The following is a 17,961-nucleotide window of genomic DNA, read 5'->3' as shown; positions in this document are numbered from 1 at the left end:
CCATGAGGACCTGTCGGAGCGCCGTCGTCGGCGCCGCCGCCGTGGCGCTGCTGGCCGCCCAGGCCGGCGTGGCCGGTGCGCAGGAGGGCGGGATCGAGACCGTGGCGGGCGGGCTGGAGGGGCCCCGCGCGGTGGCCGACCACGGGGCCGGGCGCCTGCTCGTCGCGGAGTCCGGGACCGGCGAGGTGTCGTCGGTCGACACGGAGACCGGCGCGGTCGAGGCCGTGGTGACCGGGCTGGTCAACCCGCAGGGCGTGGCCGAGCGGCGCGACCGCATCTACATCGCGGTGGGGGAGCCCGGCCCGCCCGAGGTCGGGGTGCCGCCGCCGGCCGAGCCCCCGCCGGTGGGGCAGGGCGGCCCGGGGCTGGTGATCACCGACACCGACGGCACGATCGTGAGCACCGTGGACACGCTGGCCTACGAGCTGGAGCACAACCCCGACGGCCAGACGCAGTACGTCGACGGCGCGCCGGTGGACTCGCTGTCCAACCCGTTCGCCGTGCTCGCCCAGCGCGGGCGGGTGCTGGTCGCCGACGCCGGGGCCAACGACGTCCTGTCGGTGGACCGGGAGACCGGCGAGGTCAGCACGTTCTTCGTGCCGCCGGTGGTGACCGACGTCCCGGCTTGCGAGAACGCGGCGAACAACCCCGGCACGGTGGGCTGCGACCCCGTCCCCACCGGTCTGGCGCGCGGCCCGGACGGGCGCGTCTACGTGAGCACACTGGGCGGCGAGGCGGCCGGTGCGGCGCGGGTGTACGTGCTCGACTCCGACGGGGACGTCGTCGACGTGCTGGAGGACTTCACGTCCGCGGCGGGTGTGGCCGTCGACCGCGACGGCAACGTCTACGTCGCCGAGCTGCTCGAGGGCATGCCCGCGGGGATGCCGGGACCGGGCTTCGACCCGGCGACGGTCGGCCGGGTGGTCCGCGTCGACACCGACGGCGAGCGCACCTACTCCCAGGTGACGATGCCGAGCGGGCTGCTGGTCGAGGACGGCACCCTCTACGCCTCGGCGTGGAGCGTCGCCGGCTTCGTCGGCCTGGCCGGACGCGGTGAGGTCGTCCGCGTGGGCGACGACAGCTTCGAGGCCGCCGGGTAGCCGGCCGGCGGCCCTACTGCGGCGGGCTCGTCAGGGCGGCGCGGAGGAAGCCGCTCACCGCACCCAGGCCGGCGGGGCTGTCGAAGGCGGGGTCCTCGTGGTTGGCCCCGCCGAGCAGGTGGAACGACGTCGGCACCCCGGCCGCGCGCAGCGCCGACACCAGCCGGCGGCTGTGCGTGGCCGGCACCAGGCCGTCGGAGTCCCCGTGGACGACGAGGAACGGCGGGGCGCCGGCCCGCACGTGGGTCAGCGGGCTGGCGGCCCGGGCGAGCTCCGGGTCGTCGGAGGTGTTCCGCAGCCCCAGCAGCCGGGCCTCGAAGGACGGCTCCAGGGGTGGCCCGGTGACGAACGGCGGCAGCGGCCCCTCCGGGACGTCGGTCGCGCGCGCGAGCAGGTCGGTGGTGGCGAACCAGGTCACCGCCGCCTGCACCGAGCTGTCGCCGAGCTCGGCGTCCCGGGCGTCGGCGCACAGCGCGGCGAGCGCAGCCAGGTGCCCGCCGGCGGAGGCTCCCCACGCGCCGACGCGGGTCGCGTCGACCCCGAACCGGGCGCCCTCGGCCCGCAGCCACCGCACGGCCCCACGGACGTCGTCCAGCGGGGCCGGGAAGGTGGCCTGCCCGCTGAGCCGGTACTGGACCGCGGCGACCGCCACCCCGGCCGCGGCCACCGGCTGCAGCCGCTCGGCGGCCCGGTCCGTGCGCGACCCGCGCAGCCAGCCGCCGCCGTGCAGGTAGACCACGACCGGCGCCGGCTCCGGAGTGGCCGGGACGTACAGGTCCAGGTGCAGCGGGACGCCGCCGGGCCGCGCGTAGACGAGGTCGCGGGTGACGGACACAGCGGTCGTGGACATGGCGCTCCCGGGAGGAGGGGACGGGGTCCGGCCAGTCTGCCGGGTCCGCCGGTGGCTCCGGGGGCGGGGCCGGAGCATCGGAGGCAGACGCCTGGGGCCATGCGGAGCCGGGGCGTCGAGGGCACCGGGCCGCACACGGGCCTCGTCCTGAAGGCGGCCTGTGGGCCACCGGCGGGAAGACGTCGCGATGATGAGCGGCGTGGCCCGCAGATGGCATCCTCCGGACGACGACTTCGCCCCGATCAACATGTCGTGGCTGGCGGTCGACGAGTGGCTTGCGGGCCTGCCCTTCGACACGACGGCCCTCGCCCGGGACATCACCTGGTCCCCGGTGTTCACCGAGCAGGGCTTCCGTCCGGGTCGGGCCGGGTTGGCTCGGGAGTGGCGGTGGGGCGGGTGGGTCTCCTGGCTCGGCGGGCCGGCGCTGCTGCCGCTGGACGAGTGGCCGCGCCGACCGGACGGCAGGCCGCTGGCGCACGTGGCCTCGGTGTCGCTGTACGAGGCCTGGGCCGCGGCCGAGGAGGAAGGCAAGGCGGCCTGGCCAGAGCCTCGCGAGGGACTACCCACCGAGGGCTACCTGGAGGTGTTCCACGACCTGGTCGACACCTACGGCTGGGAGGCGACCGACGGGGACGCGGGTGGCTGGCTGGTGCGCTGGGTGCCCGAGCCGCAGCGGCCGGGTCTCGCCGAACCGCCCGCCGACCTCGACACGCCGACGGACGCCTGCCAGGCGGGGATGCTGCTTCCCGGCTGGAGCAGTCGACCGTCGGGGGACTTCCTCACCGATCGCGGGCAGAACCGGGCCGCGGCGCACGTCGCCGAGGAGTTCCAGCGGGCCTGGACGTACCAGCGGACTCAGTCACGTGAGGCACCGCCCACGACGGTGACCCATGTCTACGGGTACAGCCAGAACTCGACCGCGCCGGCTCTGCGGATCCTGCGCGAGGTGCTGCCCGTCCAGGAGGGCGACGGCTACCGGCTCGTGCTGGACATCGAGTCGTGGACCCACCTGAGCGGCTGGTTCGGAGACGCCGCCGCCCTGGAGGTGTGGATGCGGGACAGCGACCTGGTCGCGCGACGCTTCGACCGAGCGTGGTGCATCACCCGCACCGACTGAAGGCGGAGATCTGAGTGGGCGGCTCTGGGACACCGGCCGGCTCGCCGTGAAGGCGGCTTCAGGGTCGCCGTCTGGGACCTCACGGGCCAGGGCGGCGGTCCATGGCCTGTGCCCTCACACGACAGCGTGCGGGCGTCCGGCTGGCGGGTCCTCCCCGACGAGGCCGTCCACCGACTCGCGGATGAGGTCCGCATGGCCGACGTGCCGTGCGTACTCCTCGATCAGGTCGATCAGGAGACGACGCAGGCTGGCCACCTCACCGTCCGGCCACCCCGAGCCCATGCGATCCAAGCCGCCGTCCTCCAGCAACTCCGCGACCGCAGCCCGCGAGCGGACCACCGCGTCCAGCCACAGGGCGTGCAACTCCTCAGGGGTGTCCTCCGCGGCAGTGCGCCAGATCCAGTCGGGGTCCGCGTCCCAGTCGACCGTCTCCCACGGGACCCCCGGGCTGCGGCCGAGCAACTTGGTGGAGAAGGTCAGTGCCTCCACGAAGGCCAGGTGCTTCAACAACCCGCCCAGAGTCATCGCCGACGCGCCGACAGTCCTCCGCATGCCCGCGGTGTCCAGGCCTCCGGTCTTCCACGCGAAGGTGGCGCGCTGGCGTTCCAGAGAACCAAGCAGTGTCGTGGTCTCGTCGCCAGCGAGCGGGGGTCCTGACCACGTCTGCACGTCCGCCGGATCGGTCACGAAGCGGAGGCTAGTCGGCCCGGCCGAGTTCCGAGACACACGGACCCGTCTGGGTCGGGGCCCAGCCATGCTCCGCTCTGCGACTGGTCATCTGGCATCGCATGTGTCCCTGGGTGGGCCGCTCAGGGACACCGGGCCGGCTGGCCGCGAAGCGGCCCCAGGGCGCGGTTGCCTCCGAGGCCGCAGTCGGTCGCGCGGCTCGTTCCAGCCGTTACGGTCGGGCCGTGTCGCAGGGAGAGCGTGCACCGCTCGATCCGTCGACAGCCGCTGTCCTCGACGAGATCAAGCCCTACGTCGTAGCGGTGGGAGCGGTCTCGCTGTTCGGCACGCCCGCAGAAGTCGCTGTCCCGATCGTGCGTCGCCTGCGCGGCCGGTCGGGGGTGTCGGCCGGCCCGGGCTTGATGAACCTGGGCAACGGGCTCGTCGCCTTGGGGATCGCCCACTACTTCCGCCGGCGACCAGCGCAGTGGCGGCGATGGAGGCGCGAGCGCATCCCGCGTCGGGCCGCGATCGCGGGCCTCCTCTACCTGACGCTGTCCCCGGCGGCGGCTGGATGGAAGCGCGGCGTGGTCTTCCCTGGACGGTCTCCGCTCTGGGGAGGGTTCGTCTCGCCCATCGGGCTCCTCCAGATCTCCCTTGCGGTCGTGGCCCTCCACCGCGCGCGGAGGGCGAGGTCCGCTGGCCGCAGAGAGGATGCGCAGGACGACTCCGGCGCGGACCACGGAGCCGGTAGTCCGTAGGGGCCCGATCTCGGACGGTTCGGCGTAGGCCCACCCCCCTGGCCTTGCTCCGCGTTCCCGCGGGGACGGCTGCCACCCGTTCAGGTGTCTGACGGCGGCTTGCGGCAGTGATCTCGGGAGACCATGGCCGGCGTGACCCGGCCCCAGGCGTCCGTCGACCGGCCCACGCTCCTGCTCGGCGTGGCGGGCACCATCGGCGCGGTCACCGTGCTGGCTCAGGGCGAGTGGCTCTGGGCGGCCGTCGTCCTCGTGGGGTCGATGGTCGCCGAACTGCTCCTGGTCCTGGCGCGACGCCGGCGGAGGCGACACCCCGCGAGCCCTGAGCGATCCGTGTCGCCGTAGGGGGACGCCGGCATCAGCCGCGGCGCGCGTGGTCGCCCGACGAGACCTAGGCTCCGCCGGGTGCCGGCCAAGCCGCTGCCCGACGTGGTGGCCGACGACCTCGACGTCCTGTTCTGCGGCATCAACCCCTCGCTGGTGTCGGCGGCGCGCGGGCACCACTTCGCCCGTCCCGGCAACCGGTTCTGGCCGGCGCTGCACCTGGCGGGGCTGACGCCGCGGCGGCTGAGGCCGGAGGAGGACGGCGAGCTGCTCCGCTACGGGCTGGGCGTGACCAACCTGGTCGACCGGCCCACCCGTGCCGCCGCCGAGCTGACTCCCGAGGAGCTGCGGGAGGGCGCGGTGGCGCTGGCCGAGCTCGTGTCCCGGCACCGGCCGCGGGTGCTCGCCGTCCTGGGCATCACCGCGTGGCGGCAGGCGTTCGACCGGCCGCGGGCGGTCGCCGGTCGCCAGGAGGAGCGGCTCGGGGGAGCGGTGACGTGGGTGGTGCCGAACCCGAGCGGGCTCAACGCCCACCACCAGCTGCCCGACCTCGCGCGCATCTACCGGCAGCTGCGGCCGCCGGCCTGAGCGGCGTCAGCAGCGGGTGGCCAGCGAGCGCAGCTCGTGCGCGGACTCCGTCGTCGGGGCGGTGCCGAGCGCGCGGGCGAAGGCGCGCTCCTCGCGCAGGCGGGCCCGGGTCCGGCGGTGTGCGGAGAGCCGGGTGAGCAGTCGGGACATGACGTCCACCTCCTGAGTCTGCGAAGTGAACTCTGCTCCGCTCGAAGAGGTTCGTCAAGTGAACTCAGCTGGGTACGCTGAGGCCGTGAGCGAAGCCGTGTGGGACCGGTCCCGGTGCTCGGTCGCCGGCACGCTGGCCGTCGTCGGGGAGAAGTGGAGCCTGCTGGTGCTGCGCGAGGCGTTCCTCGGCGTGCGCCGGTTCGCCGACTTCCAGCGGGTGCTCGGCGCCCCGCGGGCGGTGCTCACCGACCGGCTGGCCACGCTGGTGGCCCAGGGCGTGCTGCACCGGGTGCCGTACCAGGCCGAGGGGGAGCGGCAGCGCCACGAGTACCGGCTGACCCAGAAGGGCGTCGACCTCTACCCGACGCTGGTCGCGCTGATGGAGTGGGGCGACCGGTACCTCGCCGAGGACGGCGAGACCCCGCTGGAGCTGCGGCACCGCGACTGCGGCGAGCCGGTGCACCTGGCCCTGGTCTGCGAGGCCGGGCACGAGCTGGCCGGTGCCCGCGAGGTGCGGCCCGTGCCGCGGGTGCCGGCCGGCTGACCGTTCCCGCGGGCGGAAGCCGGCGTGACGCCGGTCACCGCCCGCTGCCAGGGTCGAGGGCATGCCGGCCTCTGGGGACCCTCGCCGTCTCGCCTCGCTGTCGCTCCCGAACACGACCGTCGACTCGGTGGTCGACCACCCGGGCGACGCGACGACGCCCGCGTCCTGCCGCGTGCAGCTGACCGTCACGCACCCGCCGGCCGGTGACCGCGTGACCGTCTGGGTGCACCTGCCCGCCGAGGCCTGGAACGGGCGGTTCCAGGGCGTCGGCGGGGGCGGTTTCCTCGGCGGCTCGCCGGAGTTCCTGCTGGACCCGCTGCGGGCCGGCTACGCGTGCGCCGCGACCGACGCCGGGCACGCCGACGGCACCGCGTCCTTCGCCCTCGACGCCCGCGGGCGGCTGGACTGGCAGGCGATCCGGGACTTCGGCCACCTCGGCATCCACGACATGACGGTCGCGGCCAAGGCCGTCGTCACCGCCTACTACGGCGAGGCGCCGGCGTACTCGTACTTCAACGGCTGCTCGACCGGCGGCCGGCAGGGGCTGATGGAGGCCCAGCGGTACCCGGGTGACTACGACGGCGTCCTCTCGGGCGCGCCCGCCATCAACTGGCCGCGGATGCAGGTCGGCCAGATCTGGGGCCAGCTGGTGATGCTGGAGTCGGGCACCTTCGTGTCGGCGGCCAAGTTCGCCGCCGCGCTGGACGCGATCGTCGAGCAGTGCGACCCCGTCGGCGACGGCGTCCGTGACCGCGTGGTGGGGGACCCGCTGGCCGCCCGTCCGGACCTCGACGCGCTCGTCGGGCTGCCCACCCCGGACGGCGAGCTGACCGCCGCCGAGGTGGAGGTCATCCGGCGGATCGGCGAGGGCCCGCGCCGCCGGGACGGTGGGTTCCTCTGGTACGGGCTGGCGCCGGGCGCCCCGTTCGCCGGGCTGCACGACACCGCGGTCGTCGACGGCGAGCTCGTCGGGCAGCCGTTCGTCTTCGACCTGTGGTGGATCGGCCTGTTCCTCGAGCAGGACCCGGCCTGGGACTGGCGCACGCTCACGCACGACGCGTTCGAGGCCTACTTCGACCGGTCGGTGGAGATGTACTCCGCCGTCCTCGCCGCCGACGACCCCGACCTGTCGGCGTTCGCCGACCGCGGCGGCAAGGCCCTGCTGTGGCACGGCGCGGCCGACTTCGGCATCCCGTTCCAGGGCACCGTCGACTACCACGAGCGGGTCCGGGCGCGGATGGGTGACGAGCGCACCGACGAGTTCCTCCGGCTCTTCCTCGCCCCCGGCGTGGGGCACTGCGGCGGCGGGGCCGGGCCGCAGCCGACCGGGCAGTTCGAGGCGCTGGTCGCGTGGGTCGAGCAGGGCACCGCCCCGGAGGAGATCCGCGCCGTCCGGACGGCGGAGGACGGCGAGGTCACCCAGACCCGCCCGGTCTACGCCTACCCCGGGGTGGCCCGCTGGACCGGCGAGGGTGACCCGGACGACGCGGCCAGCTTCACCCGCGCCGAGGGCACCCGACTGGTCCTGCCGCCCGGCCGCTGACGAACTCCCTTGCCCCGGCCGCGGTCACTGGTCGACGCTGGTCGGGGCGAGGGGAGGCCGCGATGGCCGTCGAGTCCGTGACCTGCTGCATCGCCGGTGGCGGCCCGGCGGGGATGGTGCTCGGCCTGCTGCTGGCCCGGCAGGGGGTCGACGTCGTCGTGCTGGAGAAGCACGGCGACTTCCTGCGCGACTTCCGCGGTGACACCGTCCACCCCTCGACGCTGCGGCTGCTCGACGAGCTGGGCCTGGCCGACGAGTTCCTGCGGCTACCCCACCAGGAGGTCACCCGGCTCGGGGTGACCACCGACGACGGCACGTTCGTCCTCGCCGACTTCGGCCGGCTGCCCGGTCGGTTCCCCTTCGTGGCCTTCGTGCCGCAGTGGGACCTGCTGGACTTCCTCGCCGACCGCGCGCGGGAGCTGCCGTCCTTCGGCCTGCGCATGGACGCCGAGGTGGTCGGCCTGCTGGTCGAGGACGGCGCGGTGCGCGGCGTCCGGTACCGGACCCCGGACGGGGCGGAGCACGAGGTCCGCGCGACGCTGACCGTGGCCGCCGACGGCCGGCACTCGACCGTGCGCGCGGCCGCCGGCCTGCGGCTGCGCGAGTTCGGCGCACCCATGGACGTGCTGTGGACCCGGCTGCCGAAGCTCCCCGGCGACGGGGGCCCGCAGTTCGGCGGGGCCGGCCGGGTCACCCGCGGCCGGCTGCTGATCCTCCTGGACCGCGGGGACTACTGGCAGTCGGCGTACCTCGTGCCCAAGGGCGGCTACGCCCGGCTGCAGGCGGCCGGGTTCGAGTCGTTCCGCGCCGACCTCGCGCGCCTGCTGCCGGCGATGCCCGCCGCGGTGGCCGCGCTGGGCGGGTGGGACGACGTCCGGGTGCTCACCGTGCGGGTGGACCGGCTGCGGCGCTGGCACCGGCCCGGGCTGCTGATCGTCGGGGACGCCGCGCACGCGATGTCCCCGATCGGCGGCGTCGGCATCAACCTCGCCGTCCAGGACGCCGCCGCGGCGGCCCGCCTGCTGGCCGGCCCCCTGCGCAGCGGCGCGGTCCGGCCGCGGGACCTCGCCCGGGTGCGGCGGCGGCGGCTGCTCCCGACCGTCGTCACCCAGTTCCTGCAGCGGCAGATCCAGACCCGCTTCCTGAGCCGGGTGCTGGCCGGCGACCGTGCGGTCGGCACGCCCCGCGTGCTGCGGGTGCTCGCCCGCCACCCGGTGCTGCAGGGCCTGCCGGCCCGCGTCATCGGGATCGGCGTGCTGCCCGAGCACGCCCCCGCGGCGGCCCGGGGCCGGTCCGCGGTGGCGCGCGCGGCGAACGGCTGAACGCCCGGTGCGCCGCACGGTCACCGGCCTGCTGGCCTGGTTCGCCGTCTTCGGCCTCACCGTCGGCGCCTGGCAGGCGCTCGCCCCGGCGTCCTTCTTCCGCGACTTCCCCGGCTTCGGGCGGCACTGGGTCGACGTGGACGGCCCGTACAACGAGCACCTGCTGCGCGACGTCGGGCAGGGCAACCTCGCCGTGGGCGTCGTGGCGCTGGTGGCCCTGCTGACCGGCGGTGTCTGGCTGGCCCGGGCCACCGGTCTGGCCGCCGTCGTGGCCTACCTGCCGCACCAGCTCTACCACCAGCAGCACGTGCACGTGCTCGAGTCGACCAGCGACGAGGTCCTGCAGACGGTCACGCTGAGCCTGGTGTCGCTGGCCGCGGTGGCGCTCGCCGTCCTGGCGTTCCGGCTGCCGGTCCGACCGGGGACCGGTGACCGCGGCCCCTGACGACCCTGCTCAGACCGGCGGCGGCTGCTCCGGTGGGGGCGCCGTGGGGTCGGTGGGGCCCGGCTGCGGCACCGGGGCGGGGCCGGGCGGGGACACGGGGTCCATCGGCGACGGTGACGGCGAGGGTGGCTGCGGCGCCGGGGGCGGTGGCATCGTCATCACCCGACGCTAGACCCGGGACGCCCAGAGCGGAGCCGCGTCGTGGATCCCTCGGTACTGCTGGCCGATGCGGCCGAGAACCTCTACCCCGCGCGCATGCAGATGGCCCTGTCGCTGGGCTGGCACATCGTCTTCGCCTGCTTCGGGGTCGCGTTCCCGCTGATCACCGTCGTCGCCGAGTGGCTGGGGCACCGGCGCGGGGACGCCGTCCTGAGCGGCCTGGCCCGGACGTGGGCGAAGGCGATGGGCGTGCTGTTCGCCGCCGGCGCGGTGTCGGGCACCCTGCTGTCGTTCGAGATGGGCATCCTGTGGCCGGGTCTGATGGACCGGTTCGGCGAGGTCTACGGGTTCCCGTTCGTGCTGGAGGGGTTCGCCTTCTTCATCGAGGCGATCTTCGTGGGCGTCTACCTGTTCGGCTGGGACCGGCTGCCGCCCCGGGCGCACATGGCGAGCGCACTCCCGATGGTCGTCTCGGGCATGGCCGGGGCGTTCTTCGTCGTCGCCGCCAACGCGTGGATGAACAACCCGACCGGGTTCCGGCTCGACGACGCGGGCCGGGTGGTCGACGCGCGGCCGTGGGCGGCCATGTTCGGGCCGTCCACCTGGCCCCAGGTGGTGCACATGCTGCTGGCCGCCTACATGGTCACCGGCTTCACCGTCGCGTCGGTCTACGCCGTCGGCATGCTGCGCGGCCGGCGCGACGCCCGGCACCGCGCCGGGCTCCTGCTCCCGCTGACGTTCGCGGCCGTGGCCGCGCCCGTGCAAGTGGTCGTGGGGGACTGGATCGCCCAGACCGTCGCCGAGAACCAGCCGGCCAAGCTGGCCGCGATGGAGGGGCTGGTCGAGACCACCGCCGGGGCGCCTCTGTCCATCGGCGGCGTCTTCGTCGACGGCGAGATGCGCTACGCGGTGGAGATCCCCAACGGGCTGTCGCTGCTCATCCACCACGACCCGGACGGCGTGGTGACCGGCCTGGCGGAGTTCCCGCCCGACCAGCGGCCCCCGGTCAACGTGGTCCACCTGGCCTTCGACGTGATGGTCGGCCTCGGCACGGCGCTGCTGCTGCTGGCCCTGTGGTTCGGCCTCGTGTGGTGGCGGCGCCGGCGCCTGCCCGGCACCCCGTGGTTCCTCCGCGCGGTGGCGGTCTCCGGCGTCGCCGCGATCGTCGCCATGGAGGCCGGCTGGGTCACCACCGAGGTGGGCCGCCAGCCGTGGACGGTGTACGGCATCCTGCGCACCGCCGACGCCGTCAGCCCGGCGCCCGGCCTCTACCTCGGCTTCTACGCCGTGGTCGTCGTCTACGTGCTGCTCACCGCGTTCACCGTCGTGGTGCTGCGCCGCCTGGCACGCAGCTCCGCCACCCCGGCCCCGCAGGAGCGCGACGCCCCGCCGCCGGATCGGGACGCCGGCGAGATGGCGGTGCGATGACGCTGGCCGACGCGGTGCTCAGCGTCATGTTCGTCGGCCTGATCGCCTACGGGATCTTCGGTGGTGCGGACTTCGGGGCCGGCATCTGGGACCTGCTGGCCGGCGGCACCCGGCGCGGCGGCCCGCAGCGGGGCCTGATCGAGCGCTCGATCGCCCCGATCTGGGAGGCCAACCACGTCTGGCTGATCTTCGTGCTCGTCGTCCTGTGGACGGCGTTCCCCGGGGCGTTCGCCGCGGTGGTGACCACCCTCTACATCCCGCTGACCCTCGCCGCGTTCGGGATGATCGCCCGCGGCGCGGCGTTCGCCTTCCGCAAGAGCGTGAACACCCTCGGCCTGCGCCGCTTCCTCGGGGCGTGCTTCGCGCTGTCGTCGCTGGCCACGCCGTACTTCCTCGGGGCGGTCGTGGGCGGGGTGGCCTCCGGGCGGGTGCCGCCGGGCATCGCGGCCGGCGACGTCCTCACCAGCTGGGTGAACCCGACGTCCGCGCTCGGCGGCGTGCTGGCGGTGCTGGTCTGCGCCTACCTGGCGGCGGTCTTCCTCTGCGCGGACGCCCGGCGCGAGGGGGCCGACGAGCTGGCCTCGCAGTTCCGGACCCGCGCCCTGGGTACGGCCGCCGTGACCGGCGCGGCCGGCATCGCGGGGCTGTTCGTGCTGCGGGCCGACGCGCCGCTGCTGTTCGAGGGGCTGACCGGCCGGGCCCTGCCGGTGGTGGCGCTGTCGGTCGCCGCGGGGCTGGCCGCGCTGGGCCTGCTCGCCACCCGGCGGTACGTGCCGGCCCGGGCGGCGTCGGCGCTGGCGGTCACCGCGATCCTCGTCGGCTGGGCCGTGGCCCAGTACCCGTACGTGCTCGTCCCCGACCTGACCATCGAGGAGGCCGCCGGCGGGCGGGCCACCCTCGTCGCGGTGCTGGTGGCGCTCCTGGGCGGCTCGCTGCTCCTGCTCCCGGCGCTGGTGTACCTCTACGTCCTCTTCCAGCGCGCGCCACCGCAGGGCGCGGCGGCACCCGCGGCGGGGCGCCCGGCCGAGGCGCCGCCCGGCTGAGGCGGGCGGCCCGGCGCGGGGGTCGGGACCGCCGCGCCGGGCCGGGTGTCAGATGCCCTGGACGGAGTCGGCCTGGGGGCCGCGCTGGCCGGGGCTGGCCTCGTACTGCACCCGCTGGCCCTCGTCGAGGCTGCGGTAACCGCCCTGGTCGGCGATCGCGGAGAAGTGCACGAAGACGTCGGGGCCGCCGTCGTCGGGCTCGATGAACCCGAAGCCCTTCTCGGCGTTGAACCACTTGACCGTGCCGGTGCTGCTGCCTCCGCCACCGCCGCCACGGGGAGCCCCGCCGCCGCGCGGGCCGGAGTCGCGGTAGCCCGAGTCGCGGTACCCGGAGTCGCGGTACCCGGTGTCGCGGCCGCGCCCGCCGCCGCTCCCGCCCTCGGGGCGGACGTCCTCGGCCTGCGGGCCGCGCTGCCCCTGGGTCGCCTCGTACTCGACCCGCTGGCCCTCGTCGAGGCTGCGGTAGCCCCCGGTGTCGGCGATCGCGGAGAAGTGCACGAAGACGTCGGCGCTGCCGTCGTCGGGGGTGATGAAGCCGAAGCCCTTCTCGGCGTTGAACCACGACACCGTGCCGGTGCTGCGGCCCCCGCCCCGGGACGACGGCCGGCCGCGGTCCCGGCCGCCGTCGCGGTCACGGCTGCCCTCCCGGTCGCGGCCGCGGTCCCCGCCGCGGCCGCCCGGCGCCCCACCGACCGGCCGGACCCCTTCCGCCTGCGGGCCCCGCTGCCCCTGGCTGGTCTCGAACTCGACCCGCTGGCCCTCGTCCAGGCTGCGGTAACCACCGGTGTCGGCGATCGCCGAGAAGTGGACGAAGACGTCCGGGCTGCCGTCGTCGGGCTCGATGAACCCGAAGCCCTTGTCGGCGTTGAACCACTTCACCGTGCCCTGCGGCATGTACCTGCTCCTGCGTCGTCCGGCGCGACGGGTCGGTCCCGCCACCCACGTCCAGGGTGCCCTACCCACCCGGAGGGCGGTTGCCCCGCCCCGGCGCCGATCTCCCCGCCGGGCCCGGAGGCTCAGGTCAGCCGGCGCCGTTCCTGGTCGGCGTAGGTGTCGAGCAACGCCCGCGCATGCGACCAGGCGCTCGCTCATGGGGGCCCTACCCCGGCAGCCGCGGTCCGCACGTCCGGCGCGGTGGCCCGGCTGCCCCTACCGTGCGCTCGTGGGCAAGCGGGTGGTCGTGGTGGGTGGGGACGCCGCCGGCGCCAGCGCGGCGTCGCAGGCGCGCAAGCGGCGGCCGGACCTCGACGTCGTCGTGTTCGAGCGGGGCCGGGCGACGTCGTACTCGGCGTGCGGCATCCCGTACTGGATCAGCGGCGCGGTGGAGTCCGAGGCGGCGCTGGTCGCGCGGACGCCGGAGCAGCACCGGGCCGCCGGCATCGACGTCCGGATGCGCACCGAGGTGGTCGGCATCGACCTGGACCGCCGGGTCGTCCACTGGCGCGACCTGGCCGGCGGCGGCTCGGGCGTGGAGCCGTTCGACGAGCTGGTCTACGCGACCGGCAGCGTCCCGATGCGCCCGCCCGTGCCCGGCATCGACGCGCCCGGCGTGTACGGCGTCCAGGTACTCGACGACGGCGTGGCCCTGCGCGCGGCGCTCGACGGCGGCGGCGTCCGCCGGGTGGTCGTGGTGGGCGGCGGCTACATCGGGCTGGAGATCGCCGAGGCCTGCCGGGTGCGCGGCCTCGACGTCACCGTCGTCGACCGGTCGGCCACGCCGGTGGGCACCTTCGACCCCGACGTCGGGGAGTTCATCGCCGAGGCGGTGCGCAAGGAGGGGATCGAGCTCGTGCTCTCCGACCCGGTCGCGGCCATCGAGACCGGCGCCGACGGCAGGGCGCGGGCCGTGGTCACCGCGAGCGGCCGGGAGCTGCCGGCCGACCTGGTGGTGCTGGGCCTCGGGGTGCGGCCGGCGGTGCGGCTGGCCCAGGAGGCCGGCATCCCGCTGGGCATCTCCGGCGGCGTCGCCGTCGACGCGCGCATGCGCACCGACGTCGAGGGGGTGTGGGCGGCGGGGGACTGCGTGGAGTCCCGCCACCGGCTCTCCGGCCAGCGCGTCGTGGTGGCGCTGGGCACCCACGCCAACAAGCAGGGCCGGGTGGTCGGCATCAACATCGCCGGCGGGTACGCCACCTTCCCCGGCGTCATCGGCACCGCCATCACCAAGATCTGCGACGTGGAGGCGGCGCGCACCGGCCTGTCGGAGGCCGAGGCGGAGGCGGCCGGGTACTCCTTCGTCACGGCGTCCGTCGACTCCACGACGAAGGCCGGCTACTTCCCGGGTGCCCGGCCCATCCGGGTCAAGATGATCGCCGAGCGGCGCAGCGGGCGGCTGCTGGGCGCGCAGATCGTGGGCCGGGAGGAGTCGGCCAAGCGCATCGACGCCCTGGCCATCTGCATCTGGAACGAGATGGGCGTCGACGAGGTGCTCTCCCTCGACCTGTCCTACGCCCCGCCGTTCTCCCCGGTCTGGGACCCGGTGCTCATCGCCGCGCGCAAGGCGTTCGACGCCGTGGAGGCCGACGTCCGGCTGCTCTGAGCGACCGGGCGCGGGCTCCTCGACGTCCTCGATCCGGACGTCCTCCCGGGCGTGGGAGCGGGCTGCCTCCTCGGTGGCTCGGGAGGGGCGCCGCCGGAGCGCCTCCGGCGGCACCCCTGCCCGGGTCAGGCCTGGCCGGCGGCCGCCCGCTCCTGGGCGTACCGGTCGGACGCGGCCTGGATCGCCGCGCCGTTCTTGGCGTCGAGCTCGGCGTGCTTGCCCCGGGCCCAGGACTCCGCGGCCAGCAGCCGCCGCTGGGAGGGCTGGAAGGCCGGGATCACGTGGCGGGCGAACAGCTCGAAGCTGCGCTGGGTGGCCTGCCAGTTCGCCCAGTCGTGCTGCAGCAGGATGTAGCAGCCGAACCCGCCGTCGGACTGGTCGACCAGGCGCTGGATCTGCGCGATCGCGTCGTCCGGCGTGCCCACCACGCCCCACCCGCTCTCGTCGAGCCACGCCAGCCGCTCGTCGAAGGTGTCGCCGGGGATGCGGACCGGCGGCAGCGCGAGGGTCTTCTGGGTGTAGTCGACGAAGGCGTCGAAGCCGTAGCGGATGTCCTCCACGGCCTGCTCGCGGGTCTCGGCGAGGTGCATCGGGCCCATCAGCCGCCACCGGGACCGGTCGGTCGGCCGGCCGGCCGCGGCCGCCTCGGCCTCCAGCACGTTCCAGTGGTGGGCGAGGACGTCGAAGCCCTCCTTGGTGGTCGCGCCGACCGAGAGCATGCCCAGCCCGTACCTGCCGGCGAGGGTGGGCCCGGTGGGGGAGGCGGTGGCGGCGACCGCGACCTCGAAGCACGGGTCCTGGTACGGGGCCAGCTGGCACCGGGCCTCGACCAGCCGGTACCGGTCGGTCTCCACCGTCACCGGCTCCTCGGTGGTCAGCAGGCGCAGCAGCACGTCGAGGTCCTCGTGCAGGGCCGGGCGCAGCTGGGCGGGCTCGAGGCCGATCATCGCGGCGTCGGTGGGCAGCGAGCCCGGGCCGACGCCGAGCATGAACCGGCCGCGGAGCAGGTGGTCGACGAGGATCGCGCGGTCGGCCACCCAGAGCGGGTTGTGGTACGGGATGGAGACCACGCCGGTGCCGAGCTTGATGTCCCGGGTGAGCGCCCCGACGTGGGCGATGAACGTCAGCGGGTCGGCGATGATCTCCGTGGCCGCCGAGTGGTGCTCGCCGATCCAGGCCTCGTCGAAGCCAAGCCGGTCCAGCAGTTGGATGGTCTCGACGTCGCGCTGCAGCGAGGTCGTCGCGTTCTGGGTGGGCGGGCTGTTGAACGGCGGCATGAACAGGCCGAAGCGCATCTTGCTCACGGGCGGGATCTCCTCCGGGTACGACGGTGGACCAAGGGCAGCGACCAGGGCCGGCTGCGGGGCCGGGGCGGCAGGCCGCGGCCCCGGCGAGTATGTCGCAGGTCACAGCTGCCGGCCTGCGAGGCGGGTGGACGGGCGGCCGTCGTCCACCGACGCGCTGTGACGGTTGACACGCCGGGTGGGCACCGACTGGAATCGGGTGGCCGTGCTGCGGACAGGTGTCCGCGACATCCCCCGTGCGAGAAGAGGTCCTCCATGAGCTTCCCCGCGACGACGCCCACCCCGGGAGGAGCGGCCGTCGCGGTCGACGTCCTCGTGGTCGGGTCCGGGCCGGCCGGCGCCTCGGCGGCCCTGTTCCTGGCCACCTACGGCACCTCCACGCTGCTGGTCACCAAGTACGGGCGGCTCTCGGACACCCCGCGGGCGCACATCACCAACCAGCGCACGATGGAGACGATGCGCGACATGGGCGTCGAGGAGCGCCTGATGCGCGAGGCGACGCCGTGGCAGTACATGGGCAACACGACGTTCTGCACCAGCCTGGCCGGCGAGGAGCTGGGGCGGATCCCCTCGTGGGGCACCGACACCGTGCGGCACGCCGACTACGAGCTGGCCAGCCCCACGACGATGCTCGACGCCCCGCAGACCATCACCGAGCCGATCCTGGTGCAGGCCGCCCAGGAGCGCGGCGCGCGGATCCGCTTCGACACCGAGTACCTCTCCCACGTCCAGGACGACGACGGCGTGACGACGACGGTGCGCGACCGGCTCTCCGGCGCGGAGTACACGATCCGCTCCAAGTACCTCATCGGTGCCGACGGCGCCCGGAGCAAGGTCGCCGCCGACCTCGACCTTCCCTACGAGGGTCCGGGTGCGGTGGCCGGCGCGCTGAGCATCGTCTTCGAGGCCGACCTCTCCCGGTTCGTCGCGCACCGCCCCTCGGTCCTCTACTGGATGCTCCAGCCGGGCGCCGAGAAGGAGGGCGTCGGCCTCGGGGTGCTGCGCATGATCAAGCCCTGGGACGAGTGGATGCTCATGTGGGGCTACGAGGTCGCCGCCGGCCCGCCGGAGCTCACCGACGAGGTGGTGCGGGAGCTGGCCGTGGCGCTGGTGGGCACCGACGACTTCGAGATGCACGTGAAGTCGCGCTCGCCGTGGACGGTCAACCACCACTTCGCGACGACGATCGCGAAGGGCCGGGTCTTCTGCGCCGGCGACGCGATCCACCGGCACCCGCCGACCAACGGGCTGGGCTCGAACACCTCCATCCAGGACAGCTACAACCTGGCCTGGAAGCTCGCCCACGTCGTCGCGGGGACGGCGGCGCCGTCGCTGCTGGACAGCTACGACGCCGAGCGGGCGCCGATCGCCCGGCAGATCGTCGAGCGGGCCAACCAGAGCATCGCCGACACCGGCAAGATCCTCAGCGCGCTGGACCTGGAGCACACCGAGGCCGACCACCTGCAGGAGCAGCTGGCGCTGTGGAAGTCGCCGGGGCCGCAGGGCGAGAAGATCCGCACCGCGCTGCGCGAGGCGATCGCGTACAAGGCCTACGAGTTCGACGCCCACGGGGTCGAGCACAACCAGCGGTACGCCTCGTCGGCCGTCGTCCCCGACGGGACGCCCATGCCCGAGTACCGCCGCGACCCGGTGCTGTACGCCCAGGCCACCACCTGGCCCGGCGCGAAGATCCCGCACACCTGGGTCACCGTCGGCGGGGTGCGCACCTCGACGCTGGACCTGGTCGGCCGCGGCCGCTTCGCCGTCGTCACCGGGATCGGCGGGGAGGCGTGGCTGGACGCCGCGGCCGAGCTCGGCACCGAGCTGGGGCTGACGATCACCCCGGTGTCGATCGGCCCCGGCCGGCCCGTCGAGGACCCCTACGGCACCTGGGCCGAGCTGCGCGAGATCGAGGACGGCGGCGTCCTGCTGGTCCGGCCCGACCTCTACGTCGCCGCCCGGCACCTCGGCGCGCCGTCCTCGGCCGACGAGGCCCGGGACTGGCTGTCGGCGGCGCTGCGGAGCGTGCTCGGCCGCTGAGTCGCCACCGGAGGCCGGGGACGCAGGTTTCCTGCGTCCCC

18 protein-coding genes are annotated in these 17,961 nt (G+C 74.9%); 13 read left to right on the top strand and 5 right to left on the bottom strand.

Annotated features, from left to right (window positions below; translation table 11 throughout):
* Window positions 1-2 precede the first annotated feature (2 nt).
* Complete coding sequence (locus ACI78Q_RS10985) at window positions 3-1,100, top strand: ScyD/ScyE family protein (RefSeq protein WP_456923392.1); 1,098 nt, start codon at window positions 3-5, stop codon at window positions 1,098-1,100.
* Window positions 1,101-1,113: 13 nt separating this feature from the next.
* Here ACI78Q_RS10985 and ACI78Q_RS10980 read toward each other — a convergent pair whose 3' ends face one another.
* A complete protein-coding gene (locus ACI78Q_RS10980; protein ID WP_456923391.1) occupies window positions 1,114-1,950 on the bottom strand; it encodes an alpha/beta hydrolase fold domain-containing protein in 837 nt (278 codons plus the stop codon).
* 199 nt (window positions 1,951-2,149) lie between these two features.
* Between ACI78Q_RS10980 and ACI78Q_RS10975 the strand changes: the two genes are divergently transcribed.
* A complete protein-coding gene (locus tag ACI78Q_RS10975) occupies window positions 2,150-3,067 on the top strand; it encodes a YwqG family protein (protein ID WP_456923390.1) in 918 nt (305 codons plus the stop codon).
* Window positions 3,068-3,181: 114 nt separating this feature from the next.
* On the opposite strand, the gene ACI78Q_RS10970 is transcribed toward ACI78Q_RS10975, so the two are convergent.
* Window positions 3,182-3,754, bottom strand: coding sequence for a mycothiol transferase (locus tag ACI78Q_RS10970; protein ID WP_456923389.1), 573 nt, complete (start codon window positions 3,752-3,754; stop codon window positions 3,182-3,184).
* 224 nt (window positions 3,755-3,978) lie between these two features.
* Between ACI78Q_RS10970 and ACI78Q_RS10965 the strand changes: the two genes are divergently transcribed.
* The 3 genes from ACI78Q_RS10965 to mug all read left to right on the top strand — a co-directional run bounded on the left by ACI78Q_RS10965 (window position 3,979) and on the right by mug (window position 5,403).
* Window positions 3,979-4,494 (top strand): hypothetical protein, encoded by a 516-nt coding sequence (locus tag ACI78Q_RS10965; RefSeq protein ID WP_456923388.1) that lies wholly within the window; start codon window positions 3,979-3,981, stop codon window positions 4,492-4,494.
* A gap of 132 nt (window positions 4,495-4,626) precedes the next feature.
* Window positions 4,627-4,836 carry a hypothetical protein gene (locus tag ACI78Q_RS10960; protein WP_456923386.1) on the top strand — a complete coding sequence of 70 codons (210 nt, stop codon included), beginning with the start codon at window positions 4,627-4,629 and terminating at the stop codon, window positions 4,834-4,836.
* 60 nt (window positions 4,837-4,896) lie between these two features.
* Window positions 4,897-5,403 carry a G/U mismatch-specific DNA glycosylase gene (gene mug / locus ACI78Q_RS10955; protein WP_456923385.1) on the top strand — a complete coding sequence of 169 codons (507 nt, stop codon included), beginning with the start codon at window positions 4,897-4,899 and terminating at the stop codon, window positions 5,401-5,403.
* A gap of 6 nt (window positions 5,404-5,409) precedes the next feature.
* Here the strand turns inward: mug and ACI78Q_RS10950 are convergent, their stop codons facing one another.
* On the bottom strand, window positions 5,410-5,553 hold the full coding sequence (locus ACI78Q_RS10950) for a hypothetical protein (protein WP_456923383.1): 144 nt from the start codon (window positions 5,551-5,553) through the stop codon (window positions 5,410-5,412).
* An 85-nt stretch (window positions 5,554-5,638) separates the two neighbouring features.
* Here ACI78Q_RS10950 and ACI78Q_RS10945 point away from each other — a divergent pair, with 85 nt between their 5' ends.
* From ACI78Q_RS10945 to ACI78Q_RS10920, 6 genes are all read left to right on the top strand, one after another.
* Complete coding sequence (locus tag ACI78Q_RS10945; RefSeq protein ID WP_456923382.1) at window positions 5,639-6,097, top strand: winged helix-turn-helix transcriptional regulator; 459 nt, start codon at window positions 5,639-5,641, stop codon at window positions 6,095-6,097.
* A 127-nt stretch (window positions 6,098-6,224) separates the two neighbouring features.
* On the top strand, window positions 6,225-7,640 hold the full coding sequence (locus ACI78Q_RS10940; RefSeq protein ID WP_456923381.1) for a tannase/feruloyl esterase family alpha/beta hydrolase: 1,416 nt from the start codon (window positions 6,225-6,227) through the stop codon (window positions 7,638-7,640).
* 62 nt (window positions 7,641-7,702) lie between these two features.
* Window positions 7,703-8,962: an FAD-dependent oxidoreductase gene (locus ACI78Q_RS10935; RefSeq protein WP_456923379.1), complete on the top strand. Its 1,260-nt coding sequence runs from the start codon at window positions 7,703-7,705 to the stop codon at window positions 8,960-8,962.
* Between the two features lie 7 nt (window positions 8,963-8,969).
* A complete protein-coding gene (locus ACI78Q_RS10930) occupies window positions 8,970-9,407 on the top strand; it encodes a hypothetical protein (RefSeq protein ID WP_456923378.1) in 438 nt (145 codons plus the stop codon).
* Window positions 9,408-9,608: 201 nt separating this feature from the next.
* The gene (locus ACI78Q_RS10925) at window positions 9,609-10,994 is read left to right on the top strand and encodes a cytochrome ubiquinol oxidase subunit I (protein ID WP_456923377.1); all 1,386 of its coding nucleotides are present in this window, start codon (window positions 9,609-9,611) and stop codon (window positions 10,992-10,994) included.
* Window positions 10,991-12,037, top strand: coding sequence for a cytochrome d ubiquinol oxidase subunit II (locus ACI78Q_RS10920; RefSeq protein ID WP_456923376.1), 1,047 nt, complete (start codon window positions 10,991-10,993; stop codon window positions 12,035-12,037). The genes ACI78Q_RS10925 and ACI78Q_RS10920 overlap by 4 nt, the downstream gene beginning before the upstream one ends.
* A 48-nt stretch (window positions 12,038-12,085) precedes the next feature.
* Here ACI78Q_RS10920 and ACI78Q_RS10915 read toward each other — a convergent pair whose 3' ends face one another.
* Window positions 12,086-12,931, bottom strand: a complete 846-nt coding sequence (locus ACI78Q_RS10915; protein ID WP_456923375.1) for a cold-shock protein — start codon at window positions 12,929-12,931, stop codon at window positions 12,086-12,088.
* Window positions 12,932-13,199: 268 nt separating this feature from the next.
* Here ACI78Q_RS10915 and ACI78Q_RS10910 point away from each other — a divergent pair, with 268 nt between their 5' ends.
* Window positions 13,200-14,576, top strand: a complete 1,377-nt coding sequence (locus ACI78Q_RS10910; RefSeq protein ID WP_456923374.1) for an FAD-dependent oxidoreductase — start codon at window positions 13,200-13,202, stop codon at window positions 14,574-14,576.
* Window positions 14,577-14,701: 125 nt separating this feature from the next.
* Here the strand turns inward: ACI78Q_RS10910 and ACI78Q_RS10905 are convergent, their stop codons facing one another.
* Complete coding sequence (locus ACI78Q_RS10905; protein WP_456923515.1) at window positions 14,702-15,871, bottom strand: LLM class flavin-dependent oxidoreductase; 1,170 nt, start codon at window positions 15,869-15,871, stop codon at window positions 14,702-14,704.
* Between the two features lie 264 nt (window positions 15,872-16,135).
* On the opposite strand from ACI78Q_RS10905, the gene ACI78Q_RS10900 reads away from it, so the two are divergent.
* Window positions 16,136-17,920, top strand: coding sequence for an FAD-dependent oxidoreductase (locus ACI78Q_RS10900; RefSeq protein ID WP_456923373.1), 1,785 nt, complete (start codon window positions 16,136-16,138; stop codon window positions 17,918-17,920).
* Window positions 17,921-17,961 lie beyond the last annotated feature (41 nt).

The sequence above is a fragment of the Geodermatophilus sp. SYSU D00705 genome, assembly GCF_054050135.1.
Note: the sequence above shows the minus strand (reverse complement) of the source record. Positions and strands in the feature narration are given on the sequence as shown.

Coding starts and splice junctions, on each gene's coding strand:
- ACI78Q_RS10935 (WP_456923379.1), top strand. CDS start 7,703: ATGGCCGTCGAGTCCGTGACCTGCTGCATCGCCGGTGGCGGCCCGGCG.
- ACI78Q_RS10905 (WP_456923515.1), bottom strand. CDS start 15,871: ATGCGCTTCGGCCTGTTCATGCCGCCGTTCAACAGCCCGCCCACCCAG.
- ACI78Q_RS10915 (WP_456923375.1), bottom strand. CDS start 12,931: ATGCCGCAGGGCACGGTGAAGTGGTTCAACGCCGACAAGGGCTTCGGG.
- ACI78Q_RS10985 (WP_456923392.1), top strand. CDS start 3: ATGAGGACCTGTCGGAGCGCCGTCGTCGGCGCCGCCGCCGTGGCGCTG.
- ACI78Q_RS10900 (WP_456923373.1), top strand. CDS start 16,136: ATGAGCTTCCCCGCGACGACGCCCACCCCGGGAGGAGCGGCCGTCGCG.
- ACI78Q_RS10920 (WP_456923376.1), top strand. CDS start 10,991: ATGACGCTGGCCGACGCGGTGCTCAGCGTCATGTTCGTCGGCCTGATC.
- ACI78Q_RS10950 (WP_456923383.1), bottom strand. CDS start 5,553: ATGTCCCGACTGCTCACCCGGCTCTCCGCACACCGCCGGACCCGGGCC.
- ACI78Q_RS10980 (WP_456923391.1), bottom strand. CDS start 1,950: ATGTCCACGACCGCTGTGTCCGTCACCCGCGACCTCGTCTACGCGCGG.